The organism is Hydrocoleum sp. CS-953, from assembly GCF_002260545.1.
In the GTDB taxonomy this organism is placed as follows: domain Bacteria; phylum Cyanobacteriota; class Cyanobacteriia; order Cyanobacteriales; family Microcoleaceae; genus Trichodesmium.
In genome coordinates this window covers 1-13,418 of sequence record NZ_LGSU01001441.1, presented here as the reverse complement: position 1 = coordinate 13,418, position 13,418 = coordinate 1, and the positions used below count along the sequence as shown (strand labels likewise).

2 protein-coding genes and 12 pseudogenes are annotated in these 13,418 nt (G+C 38.5%); 8 read left to right on the top strand and 6 right to left on the bottom strand.

The genetic code is table 11. From position 1 onward, the window contains the following. The 6 genes and pseudogenes from AFK68_RS30135 to AFK68_RS30105 all read right to left on the bottom strand — a co-directional run. A pseudogene (locus AFK68_RS30135) lies at positions 1-304 on the bottom strand (ABC transporter substrate-binding protein); the annotation flags it as partial. 323 nt (positions 305-627) lie between these two features. Continuing rightward, positions 628-1,679: TRAP transporter substrate-binding protein (locus tag AFK68_RS30130; protein WP_143438438.1), on the bottom strand; the 1,052-nt coding region annotated here is incomplete at its 3' end. Between the two features lie 1,061 nt (positions 1,680-2,740). Then, positions 2,741-3,602, bottom strand: a pseudogene (gene dctP / locus AFK68_RS30120) (TRAP transporter substrate-binding protein DctP); the annotation flags it as partial. A 1-nt stretch (position 3,603) separates the two neighbouring features. After that, positions 3,604-3,971: pseudogene (locus AFK68_RS47000) on the bottom strand (ABC transporter substrate-binding protein); the annotation flags it as partial. Between the two features lie 426 nt (positions 3,972-4,397). Then, a pseudogene (locus AFK68_RS30110) lies at positions 4,398-5,189 on the bottom strand (TRAP transporter substrate-binding protein); the annotation flags it as partial. A gap of 1 nt (position 5,190) precedes the next feature. Then, positions 5,191-5,591 (bottom strand): annotated as a pseudogene (locus AFK68_RS30105) (ABC transporter substrate-binding protein); the annotation flags it as partial. A gap of 657 nt (positions 5,592-6,248) precedes the next feature. Here AFK68_RS30105 and AFK68_RS30100 point away from each other — a divergent pair. From AFK68_RS30100 to AFK68_RS30065, 8 genes and pseudogenes are all read left to right on the top strand, one after another. Next, positions 6,249-6,953: pseudogene (locus AFK68_RS30100) on the top strand (protochlorophyllide reductase); the annotation flags it as partial. Position 6,954: 1 nt separating this feature from the next. Further along, positions 6,955-7,448 (top strand): annotated as a pseudogene (locus AFK68_RS46995) (protochlorophyllide oxidoreductase); the annotation flags it as partial. A gap of 284 nt (positions 7,449-7,732) precedes the next feature. Then, positions 7,733-9,133: pseudogene (locus AFK68_RS46990) on the top strand (N-6 DNA methylase); the annotation flags it as partial. 1 nt (position 9,134) lies between these two features. Next, positions 9,135-10,732: pseudogene (locus tag AFK68_RS46985) on the top strand (type ISP restriction/modification enzyme); the annotation flags it as partial. A gap of 9 nt (positions 10,733-10,741) precedes the next feature. Continuing rightward, positions 10,742-11,204, top strand: a pseudogene (locus tag AFK68_RS30080) (type ISP restriction/modification enzyme); the annotation flags it as partial. Positions 11,205-11,225: 21 nt separating this feature from the next. Beyond that, positions 11,226-11,441, top strand: a complete 216-nt coding sequence (locus AFK68_RS46980) for a type ISP restriction/modification enzyme (RefSeq protein WP_246844552.1) — start codon at positions 11,226-11,228, stop codon at positions 11,439-11,441. A 420-nt stretch (positions 11,442-11,861) separates the two neighbouring features. After that, a pseudogene (locus AFK68_RS30070) lies at positions 11,862-12,301 on the top strand (class I SAM-dependent methyltransferase); the annotation flags it as partial. A 1-nt stretch (position 12,302) separates the two neighbouring features. Continuing rightward, a pseudogene (locus AFK68_RS30065) lies at positions 12,303-13,143 on the top strand (methyltransferase domain-containing protein); the annotation flags it as partial. Positions 13,144-13,418: the final 275 nt, after the last annotated feature.

Here is a 13,418-nt window from a genome sequence, read left to right as displayed (position 1 = left end):
CTTTATAATAAAAACTACTGGTATGACCACATTGTATAGTGCCTTGTTGTACAGCATCTAAAACTTCCAACCCTCCGACTATTTCACCAGCTTGATAAGGAGTAATAGTAAATCTGCCATTGGTCATAGCTGCGACGCGATCGCAAATCCGCTGCGCTCCACCAAACAAAGTATCGAGAGATTTCGGCCAACTCGTTGCCATTCTCCATTTTATCTGTTGCGGTTCAGTTTGACTCAATGCAGGTAAAGCAACTGCACTGGTGGCAGCAGCAGTAGTGTAAGTAATTAAATTTCTACGTTTCATTTTTTTTTATGTGTTATTAGGGAATAGGGAATAGGGAACAGTGAGAAAAACATTTCCGTTGTACGAATTCTAAATTCTCAATTTACTTTGGGTTATTGAAGGAAAACTGAGTAAAACTCAACTCATTAACTTTATTCCAATTAAAAACTTGCTCTCTAAATTTTTGCCACTGTTGATAAACCTCCTTAAAACTACCATCTTTACTAGCATTTTCCTCATAAACCTCAAGAGCAGCTTTCTGAGCAGCTTGCATAATTTCTGAACTAAAAGCTCTTAGCTGAACACCTTTTTCAATCAATCTTGGCAATGCTTCACCATTCAANAAACTCAACTCATTAACTTTATTCCAATTAAAAACTTGCTCTCTAAATTTTTGCCACTGTTGATAAACCTCCTTAAAACTACCATCTTTACTAGCATTTTCCTCATAAACCTCAAGAGCAGCTTTCTGAGCAGCTTGCATAATTTCTGAACTAAAAGCTCTTAGCTGAACACCTTTTTCAATCAATCTTGGCAATGCTTCACCATTCAAAAAATCATATTGAGCTAATATATTCAAATTAGCTTCATAAGCAGCAGTCTGAAAAATTTCCCGATATTCTGTTGATAACTTATTCCAAGCATCCAAATTAATCAATACATCTACAGTCGCACCTGGTTCCCACCAACCAGGATAATAATAATATTTTGCAGCCCTATAAAAACCTAACTTCTCATCATCATAAGGCCCTGTCCATTTAGTAGCATCAATAGCTCCTCTTTCTAAAGCTAAATAAATTTCCCCACCGGGTAAGACTTGCACATTTACTCCCAACTTGTTCATTACATCCCCTCCTAAACCAGGAATACGCATCCTTAAACCATTGAGGTCAGCCAAAGTCTTAATTTCCTGCTTAAACCAACCACCCATTTGTACCCCTGAGTTACCCGCAGGGAAGTTAATAATGTTAAAATCAGCATAAACTTTTTGCATCGCTTCTAGACCCCCACCATGATATAGCCAGGCATTCTGTTGTTGGGCAGTCAAACCAAATGGAAGAGTAGTTGCAAATACAAGGGTAGGATTTTTGCCTTTGTAGTAAGAACTAGCAGTATGACCACATTCTACAGTACCTTGTTGGACAGCATCTAGAACTTCTAAACCTCCAACTATTTCACCAGCTTGATAGGGAGTAATAGTAAATCTGCCATCGGTCATATCTGCGACGCGATCGCAAATCCTCTGCACTCCACCAAACACACTATCAAGAGATTTCGGCCAACTTGTCGTCATTCTCCATTTTATTTGTGGAGGTTCGGTTTGACTTAATGCAGGTAAAGCAACTGCACTGGTGGCAGCAGCAGTAGTGTAAGTAATTAGATTTCTACGTTTCATTATTTTTTATGTGTTATTAGGGAACAGGGAATAGGGAATAGTGGGAAAACATTTCCGTTGTCCGAATTCTCAATATAGCAGGGAATAGGTATGGAGGGAATAGGTATGGAGGGAATAGGTATGGAGGGAAAAACATTTCCGTTATGGGAATTATCAATTCTGAATTCACTTGGAAAAGTCGTCCGCAGCGACGAGAGGAAGCAATCTCGTGGCACCCTGAGATTACTTCCTTTCACTCCGTTCCAGTCGCTACGGACTTGGGTAGGGAATAGGAAATAGGCAACAGGGAACACGGAACAGTGGGAAAAACATTTCCATTGTGCGAATTCTGAATTCTGAATGGCTTTGTTGCATGAAAGTATATAGCTGTCGCACAAGCAAGTGCATATGTACAATAATAACGTGCGNAGCCCTAACTATTGGACAATAGATGAATAGAACATCAATAATTGCCAAAGAGAGCGATATAGCTGCAGAATTGATTTTCTATCGCTAATTATGCAACAGAGCCATTCTGAATTCTAAATTCTAAATTCACTGTACCCCTGAGATTGCTATCCGTTCCGGAATGCTCCGCAAACCTTCCACGGAGTGTAAGTCGCTGCGGACTTGGATAGGGAATAGGGAATAGGGAACAGGGAATGGGGAATAATGTAGGGGCGAATAGCCATTTGCCCCTACTGATATCATGTCCGTTGGTATCGGAGCGTCTAAAAGTTAGGGAAAGAGCTACCATTAGTAAGGTTTTTCCTTCTTCTTTCTTCTTTCTTCTTTCTTCCTTCTTCCTTCTTCCTTACCGAATAATTAATTATTAATTATTAATTAAATAATTGTGGTTTAAAGCCTCCCCTTGGATAGGGGAAAAAAAGTGCTAGGATATTNTTAATTAAATAATTGTGGTTTAAAGCCTCCCCTTGGATAGGGGAAAAAAAGTGCTAGGATATTTCCCAATCTTCAATTCCCGTGCGGTTTTAACCTTCTTGTAATTATCAATTATCCATTATCAATTATCAATTAATGAACTTCCCTATACAAGACCGATGCTACCGGACATGATATGACTACTTGTTAAACGAAAACTGAGCAAAACTCAACTCATTAACCTTATTCCAATTAAAAACTTGCTCTTGAAATTTTTTCCACTGTTGATAAACTTCCTTAAAACTCCCATTTTTACTAGCATTTTCCTCATAAATCTCAAAAGCAGCTTTCTGAGCAGCTTGCATAATTTCTGGACTAAAAGGTCTTAGCTGAACACCTTTTTCAATCAATCTTGGCAACGCTTCACCATTCAAAACATCATATTGAGCCAACATATTCAAATTAGTTTCATAAGCAGCAGTTTGAAAAATTTCCTGATATTCTGTTGGCAACTTATTCCAAGCATCTAAATTAACTAATACATCTATAGTCGGACCAGGTTCCCACCACCCAGGATAATAATAGTATTTTGCCGCCTTATATAAACCCAACTTTTCATCATCATAAGGCCCACTAAATTCAGCAGCATCAATAGCACCTCTTTCTAAAGCTAAATAAACTTCTCCACCAGGTAACACCTGAACATTTACTCCCAATTTGCTCATCACATCACCTCCCAAACCAGGAATACGCATCTTTAAACCATTGAGGTCAGCCAAAGTATTAATTTCCTCTCTAAACCAACCACCCATTTGCGCACCTGTGTTACCAGCAGGAAAGTTAATCACATTAAAATCAGCATAAACTCTTTGTATAGCTTCTAAACCCCCTCCATGATATAGCCAAGCATTCTGTTGTTGAGCTGTAAAACCAAACGGAACAGCAGTAGCAAATACTAGAGCAGGATTTTTGCCTTTATAGTAATAACTAGGATTATGACCACATTGTACCGTACCTTGTTGTACAGCATCCAGAACTTCCAACCCTCCAACTATTTCACCANCCCATTTGCGCACCTGTGTTACCAGCAGGAAAGTTAATCACATTAAAATCAGCATAAACTCTTTGTATAGCTTCTAAACCCCCTCCATGATATAGCCAAGCATTCTGTTGTTGAGCTGTAAAACCAAACGGAACAGCAGTAGCAAATACTAGAGCAGGATTTTTGCCTTTATAGTAATAACTAGGATTATGACCACATTGTACCGTACCTTGTTGTACAGCATCCAGAACTTCCAACCCTCCAACTATTTCACCAGCTTGATAGGGAGTAATAGTAAATCTGCCATTGGTTAAAGCTGCGACGCGATCGCAAATCCTCTGCGCTCCACCAAACAAAGTATCAAGAGATTTCGGCCAACTTGTCGTCATTCTCCATTTTATCTGTGGGAGTTCGGTTTGACTCAATGCAGGTAAAGTAACTGCACTTATAGCAGCAACAGTAGCGTAAGTAATTAGGTTTCGACGTTTCATTATTTATTAGGGAATAGGGAACAGGGAACAGGGAACAGAGAGAAAAACACTTCCTTTGTGCTAAATTCTCAATTCTGAATTCACTTTGAATAGTCGTCCTCCGCGACGAAGCGGTAGCAATCTCGCGACGCCCCTGAGATTGCTTCCTTCCACTCAGTTCCAGTCGCTGCGGACTTGGGTAGGGAATAGGGAACAGGGAGAAAAACACTTCCGTTATCCGAATTATCAATTCTGATTTGTGAATTTTGACTTTTGAATTTTGACTTCACTGAGTTGATAGCCTGTAAAATCTAACTTTTGAATTTTGACTTTTGAATTTTGACTTCACTTTAGGGAGTTATTGAAGGCAAACTGAGCAAAACTCAATTCATTAATAGAATTCCATTTATAAATTTTTTCTCGGAACTTTTTCCACTGTTCGTAGACTTCTTTAAAAGTTGCATCCTGACTAGCTTTCTCTTCATAAAATTCAAAAGCTGCTTTCTGTGCTGCTTGTAAAATTTCTTGACTATAAGCGCGTAATTCAGTACCACTTGCTATCAATTCTCTCAATGCTGCTCCATTTAAAGCATCATATTGGGCAAGCATACTTATATTGGCTTGATATGCAGCACTTTTAAAAATTTCCTGATATTCTTTGGGTAACTTATTCCATTCATTCAGATTAACTTGCACTTCAAAAGTCGGACCGGGTTCCCACCACCCAGGATAATAAAAATATTTTGCAGCTTTATTTAAACCTAATTTCTGGTCATCATAAGGACCTACCCATTCCGCAGCATCAAGAGCACCTCGCTCCAAAGCTAGATAAATTTCACCACCAGGCAACACTTGAGCATTTACACCTAATTTTTTCATTACTTCCCCACCAAAACCAGGGATACGCATACTTAAACCATTTAGATCGCTAACTGTGTTAATCTCTCGTTTAAACCAGCCTCCCATCTGGGTCCCACTATTACCAGCAGGAAAACTAATAATATTAAAGTCGGAGTAAAGTTTGTGCATTATTTCTAAGCCCCCACCATGATAATACCAAGCATTCTGTTGTTGGGCAGTTAAACCAAAGGGGACAGCAGTACCAAAAGCAAGGGCTGAATTTTTACCAACATAATANCTAACTGTGTTAATCTCTCGTTTAAACCAGCCTCCCATCTGGGTCCCACTATTACCAGCAGGAAAACTAATAATATTAAAGTCGGAGTAAAGTTTGTGCATTATTTCTAAGCCCCCACCATGATAATACCAAGCATTCTGTTGTTGGGCAGTTAAACCAAAGGGGACAGCAGTACCAAAAGCAAGGGCTGAATTTTTACCAACATAATAGTAACTAGCAGTATGGCCACATTGTATGGTGCCTTGTTGGACAGCATCTAGAACTTCTAAACCTCCGACTATTTCACCCGCTTGATAGGGAGTAATAGTAAATCTGCCATTAGTCATGGCTGCCACGCGATCGCATACTGTTTGTGCCGCACCAAAAATTGTATCTAGGGAGCGAGGCCAACTTGTGGTCATTCTCCATTTCACAGAGGGCAAGCTATCGGTAGAGGTAGTTTCAGTGGTGGTTTGAGTACAAGCGGCTAAAGTTGCGACACTTGCGCCAACTGCAATATGGTTGATGAGTTTTCTTCGTTTCATTAGTTTTGTATTATTGGGTGTTGTAATTCCTATAATTACTACTAAAAATTTTTCTGTATTTTCAAGCACATTTTATCTTAATAAGGTTCAATTTAAATATGAAGTTTTAAGTAGGTAACTGTGAAAATTTACAACTAAGTCATTGCGACGGTCACTCTGTGGAAGGTTTGCGGAGCATTCCGGAACGGATAGCAATCTCAAGGATTTAGACTGTATCAACATTTCGTTACATAGTGAGGTATCTACTGAATACCAATTTCATAAAATATTGCTACATTCACGACACAGAAAATAGGGGGATAGGGAATAGAGAATAGGGATTTTCGGNATAAATCACCAATTAATATGTAACTCTATTTTTTGAATTTGGTCTAACAATGAGAAAATTTGACTTCCGTCTTTTTTTTGTAGGGAAGGTTGCATGGAACGTCCCTACTTTATGTAACAAATATTTATCACTCTTGAAATTAGTTGGCCAGAACTGTTGTAAAATCATGGAAATAGTCAATCGAATTTTACAAAATCTCATTGGGAATGGAACAAAATCAGAAATCAACAGTAATAATCACAGGTGCATCTTCAGGGGTGGGTTTATACACTGCGAAAGCTCTAGCTAAAACAGGTGAATGGTATGTTGTGATGGCTTGTCGAGACTTATCCAAAGCAGAAAAAGCTGCTCAAGAAGTAGGAATGGCAAAAGACAGTTATACTGTTATGCACCTAGATTTGGCCAGTCTAGATGGTGTAAAAAGGTTTGTCAATACTTTCAGAGAAAGTGGTAGGTCTCTGAACGCTTTAGTCTGCAATGCTGCAGTATATTTGCCATTGTTAAAAGAACCGATGCGGAGTGCAGATGGTTATGAATTGAGTGTGGCTACAAATCATCTGGGACATTTTCTCTTATGTAACATTCTGTTAGAGGATTTGAAACAGTCTCCTGCTACGGATAAAAGATTAGTGATTTTGGGAACTGTAACAGCTAATCCGAAAGAGTTGGGAGGAAAGATTCCAATTCCAGCACCTCCAGATTTAGGAGATTTGCAGGGTTTTGAACAGGGTTTCAAAGATCCTATTACGATGATTAATGGCAAAAAGTTTAAGTCTGGTAAAGCTTATAAGGATAGCAAACTTTGCAATGTTTTGACAATGCGAGAGTTGCATCGCCGTTATCACGAATCAACAGGAATTGTTTTTAGTTCTTTGTATCCTGGATGTGTCGCAGATACACCTTTGTTCAGANTTCCAGCACCTCCAGATTTAGGAGATTTGCAGGGTTTTGAACAGGGTTTCAAAGATCCTATTACGATGATTAATGGCAAAAAGTTTAAGTCTGGTAAAGCTTATAAGGATAGCAAACTTTGCAATGTTTTGACAATGCGAGAGTTGCATCGCCGTTATCACGAATCAACAGGAATTGTTTTTAGTTCTTTGTATCCTGGATGTGTCGCAGATACACCTTTGTTCAGAAATCATTTTCCTTTATTCCAGAAAATTTTCCCACTGTTTCAAAAGAATATTACTGGGGGATATGTTTCTCAAGATTTGGCAGGAGAAAGGGTTGCTGCTTTGGTTAAAGATGATGAGTATAAAGAGTCGGGTATGTATTGGAGTTGGGGAAATCGTCAAAAGAAAGATCGTCGGTCTTTTGTACAAGAGGTGTCTGATGAAGCGAGTGATGATGATAAGGCAATTAAGCTTTGGGAACTTAGTTCAAAATTGGTGGGTTTAGCTTAATTTTTTGACAATGCAGGACTTACGCAGATGAACCCAGAAACCCGGTTTCTCCTAGATGTCTATAGTTCAAAACAATGGTTTATCCAAGAAACCGGGTTTCTTTGCGTAAGTCCCGATCATTTTGGTCAATCCTCTTTTTTTAAGAAGAGGTAATTATTAATTATTAATTACAGGACTTACGCAGCTGAACCCAGAAACCCGGTTTCTCGTAGACATCTATTGCTCAAAACAAGGATTTATCGTAGAAACCGGGTTTCTTTGTAATTATTAATTCTTGAAAGTTTATGGCTATTCTAAACCTCAAACCTACTCACAAACCTATCAAATTATATTACCAAAATTTAAAAAAGTTTCAACAGTTGAATGCTGTTAATGAAGGGGCGGTAAAAGTTGCTTTTGCTGACTTGTTAACTGCTTGTTGTCAACAGTTTAATTGGATGTTGGTACAAGAAAAGAGTATTCAATTAACTAAGAAAAAACTAATCCGAGTTGATGGGTTATTAGTTAGGGATGATACTCTTAAACATGGTATCTGGGAAGCGAAAGATAGTGAGGATGATTTAGCTAAAGAAGTACAAAAGAAGTTTAAACAAGGTTATCCGAAAGATAATATTATTTTTCAGTCTCCCGAACGGGTGATTATTTGGCAAGGGGGAAAACAGGTTTATGATGGAGAAATTACTAAACCGGAAGCTCTGGTAGAAAGTCTGAAGTTATTTTTTGAATATCGCCCACCCCAGATAGAAAATTGGGAAAAGGCAGCTACAGAGTTTGGGGAAAGAGTTCATAATTTAGGGGAAAAATTAGTTGAGTTAATTCAGAGTCAACGCAAAACTAATAAAAAGTTTATTGCTGCGTTTGATGGGTTTAGTAATATTTGCCGTCTGTCGATTAATCCGAATATTTCTGATGCAGCGGTGGAAGAAATGCTGATTCAGCATTTGTTGACGGAACGAATTTTTCGCCAGATTTTTGATAATCCAGATTTTAGTCGCCGGAATATTATTGCGGTGGAAATTGAGAAGGTTATTAATGCTTTAACCTCGAAGTCTTTTAGCAGGAATCATTTTTTGGAGGAGGTAGATTATTTTTATTTGGCGTTAGAAGAAGCTGCTAAAACTATTAAGGAGTATAGTGAGAAACAGCATTTTTTAAACACGGTTTATGAGAAGTTTTTCCAAGGGTTTGCTGTTAAGGTTGCTGATACTCATGGCATTGTTTATACACCCCAATCTATTGTTGATTTTATGGTAAAAAGTGTTGATGAGATTTTGAGAAAAGAGTTTAAGAAGTCTCTCAGTCATAAAGGGGTACATATTCTCGATCCGTTTGTAGGAACGGGTAATTTTCTAATGCGAATAATGCGGGAAATTAAGAAAACTTCTCTACCTGATAAGTATAAGAATGAGTTACATTGTAATGAGGTGATGTTGTTACCTTATTATATTGCTTCGATGAATATTGAGCATGAATATTTGGAGGCAACGAAAAAATATGAGTCGTTTGAAGGTATTTGTTTGGTGGATACTTTTTCTGTTCAAGAAGCGTTACAGTTAGATTTGTTTACTCCCGAAAATACTCAACGGGTGCAACGACAGCAAGATTCAAATATTTTTGTAGTTATTGGTAATCCTCCTTATAATGCTTGGCAACAAAATGAGAATGATAATAATAAAAATCGGAAGNCAACGAAAAAATATGAGTCGTTTGAAGGTATTTGTTTGGTGGATACTTTTTCTGTTCAAGAAGCGTTACAGTTAGATTTGTTTACTCCCGAAAATACTCAACGGGTGCAACGACAGCAAGATTCAAATATTTTTGTAGTTATTGGTAATCCTCCTTATAATGCTTGGCAACAAAATGAGAATGATAATAATAAAAATCGGAAGTATGGAGAAGTAAATCGACGGGTAGCTCAGACTTATTCTAAAGACTCAAAAGCGACGAATAAAATTTCTCTTTTAGACCCTTATGTAAAAGCTTTTCGTTGGGCTGCAGATAGAATTAAAGATGAGGGAATTGTGGCTTTTGTCACTAATAGTAGTTTTATTGATGCGATTGCTTTTGATGGGATGCGACAACATTTAGCCAAAGATTTTGATGTGATTTATGTTTTAGATTTAAAGGGAAATGTCAGAAAAGACTCAATGCGAGAAGGTATCCCCATTGGAGAAAAACATACTGTGTTTGGTTTAGCTGCAATGGTGGGTATAGCGGTGACATTTTTAATCAAACGAAAAGATAAAGGTATTAAAAAGCATCAGATTTTTTACAGTGAGGTTGATTGGAAAGCTACTCGTCAAGAAAAATTTGCTTTCCTGGAAAAAGCAAAAACATTTGCTGGCATTGACTGGCAAGAAATTAAACCGGACAAAAAAAATACCTGGTTAACGGCAGGGTTGCAAGCTGACTTTGAAACTTTTATCCCAATGGGAACTAAGGAAACTAAAGCTGCAAAGGGAAAAGTAACCGATACTATTTTTAAATTATTTAGCAACGGAGTAAAGACTAATCGCGATGTTTGGGCTTATAATTTTAATCCTGATAAATTAGCAGAAAATGTTCAACAGACGACCGCTACTTATAATGAACAAGTCAGGAAATGGCAGGATAGGCAAGACAGATCGGTTAAAGTCGATGATTTTGTCACTTATGATGATACTAAAATTAGTTGGTCTTCAACTTTAAAAAACCATTTAAAGCGAGGAATTATCGTAGAATATGACCAAAATCATATTAGACAGTCTCTTTATCGTCCTTTTACGAAATCTTGTCTTTACTTTGATGCTCACTTAAACGAGGCTCGCTATAAATTTCCCTACATATTCCCTACCCCGGAGACTGAAAAAGAGAATCGGGCGATCGCTGTTGCAGGAATTGGTGATAGAAAAGGATTTGGTTGTATGGTTAGTCAATATGTTTTAGGTTTAGATTTTGCATTTGAAAAAACCCAATGTTTTCCCTTCTACACCTACGACGAAGATGGAAGTAACCGCCAAGAAAATATCACTGATTGGAGCTTAGACACCTTTCGCCAAAAATACCAAGACGAGGCGATCGCTAAATGGGATATCTTCTATTATATCTACGCCCTCTTACACCATCCCACCTATCGAGAAAAATACGCCGATAACCTCAAACGAGAATTACCCCGCATACCCTACGCTCCAGACTTTCACGGATTTGCCAAAGCCGGAAAACGCCTCGCCGAAATTCACATCAACTACGAACAACAAGAGGAATATTCGTTAACATTTATCGAGAATGAAGAAGTTCCCTTAAATNTCTATTATATCTACGCCCTCTTACACCATCCCACCTATCGAGAAAAATACGCCGATAACCTCAAACGAGAATTACCCCGCATACCCTACGCTCCAGACTTTCACGGATTTGCCAAAGCCGGAAAACGCCTCGCCGAAATTCACATCAACTACGAACAACAAGAGGAATATTCGTTAACATTTATCGAGAATGAAGAAGTTCCCTTAAATTGGCGAGTCGAAAAAATGAAACTCAGCAAAGACAAAACCCAATTAATTTATAACGAGTTTCTCACCTTAGCGGATATTCCCCCAAAAGTCTTTGAATATCGTCTCGGAAATCGATCAGCTTTAGATTGGATTAGCGATCGCTACCAAGTAAAAATAGACAAACGGAGTCAGATTGAAAATGACCCCAACCGCTTAGACGACGAACAATATATTGTGCGATTAATCGGTCAAGTAATTACAGTTAGTTTAGAAACAGTAGATANAGTTTCTCACCTTAGCGGATATTCCCCCAAAAGTCTTTGAATATCGTCTCGGAAATCGATCAGCTTTAGATTGGATTAGCGATCGCTACCAAGTAAAAATAGACAAACGGAGTCAGATTGAAAATGACCCCAACCGCTTAGACGACGAACAATATATTGTGCGATTAATCGGTCAAGTAATTACAGTTAGTTTAGAAACAGTAGATATTGTTAATGGGTTGCCATCGCTAGATTGAAGTCAGAAAATCAATATTCAATTTTGTAACACAACCTTCCAGGTTGTTACAGCCTAGAAGGCTGTGTTACAGATGTAGCTCACGATCATCAAAAGTGCTATAAGTAGACCTCTCCAGAAAATAAATTTGCCCTTTATTTAGCATAAGCTAGAGTTGTAAAATTTCCAGATTGAACCCAGAAACCCAGAAACCGGGTTTTTTCGTAGATATTTATTGCCAAAACAACGATTTATCCTAAAAACCCGGTTTCTTTGCCTACAGCGCTTTTCAAATGAAGGAAGCACATCGCGTTGGGTTTCGTTCCTCAACCCAACCTACATCTGCTGAAAATATCTTCCCTATTCCCTATTCCCTATTCCCTATTCCCTGTTCCCTGCTATAATACCAAGAAACTTGTCAATAAATACCACGATTTCTTTAATGTACCTATATTACACCCTTGGACTTATACTTTTACTATCAGTAATAGGCATTGTGCTTTACCTGAAAAATCCTCGCAGTTATGAATCATCAGAAACTGTAGCCAATTCCTACGACGAATGGACAGAAGACGGCATCCTCGAATTTTACTGGGGCGAACACATTCATTTAGGTCATTATGGCTCGCCCCCACAAAGGAAGGATTTCTTGACTGCAAAATATGACTTTGTACATGAAATGGTTAAATGGGGCGGTGTCGATAAGCTACCCCGTGGTACTACTGTTATAGATGTAGGTTGTGGAATAGGTGGTAGCAGCCGTATTTTAGCCAAAGAGTATGGATTTAATGTTACGGGTATTACTATTAGTCCTCAACAAGTACAACGCGCACAGGAGCTAACCCCTGAAGGAGTTGACGCTAAATTTAAGGTAGATGATGCNTTTACTGGGGCGAACACATTCATTTAGGTCATTATGGCTCGCCCCCACAAAGGAAGGATTTCTTGACTGCAAATATGACTTTGTACATGAAATGGTTAAATGGGGCGGTGTCGATAAGCTACCCCGTGGTACTACTGTTATAGATGTAGGTTGTGGAATAGGTGGTAGCAGCCGTATTTTAGCCAAAGAGTATGGATTTAATGTTACGGGTATTACTATTAGTCCTCAACAAGTACAACGCGCACAGGAGCTAACCCCTGAAGGAGTTGACGCTAAATTTAAGGTAGATGATGCTTTAGCACTCTCTTTCCCAGATAATAGTTTTGATGTAGTTTGGTCTATTGAAGCAGGACCTCATATGCCAGATAAAGCCAAATATGCTCAAGAAATGATACGAGTATTAAAGCCTGGTGGAATATTGGTTGTAGCTGACTGGAATCAGCGAGACGATCGCCAAAAACAACTTAATTTTTGGGAAAAACCTGTAATGCGTCAATTATTAGAGCAGTGGTCTCATCCGGCTTTTTCTAGTATCGAAGGCTTTTCGGAACTAATAGCAGAAACTGGATTAGTAGAAGGGGAAGTAACAACTGCAGATTGGACGCAGGAAACTCTTCCTTCTTGGTTTGATTCTATTTGGCAAGGTGTAATTAAACCTCAAGGGATGATTCGCTCTGGTTTATCAGGGGTGATTAAATCTTTACGAGAAGTACCCACTTTGCTACTAATGCGTCTGGCATTTGGGAACGGCCTTTGTCGCTTTGGAATGTTCCGTGCAGTCAAAACTAATTCAGTTTCAAAATCAGCAGATAATATGGAAACTGAAGTAGTAAAAGTTTAATCTAATTAGGACTTACGCAAAGAAACCCGGTTTCTAGGATAAATGGTTGTTTTGAGCAATAGACGTCTAGGAGAAACCGGGTTTCTAGGTTCACCTGGTAACTCCTACAGCGGTTTAATGATAAATAAACAATCATACTGACTCCTTACTCATTACTCCTTATATCATGTTCGGTTGAATAGTTATGATTAGGATATAGATCGAAGAGATACCTCAAACCCTTGAGATTGCTATCCGTTCCGGAATGCTCCGCAAACCTTCCACTCCGTTCCAGT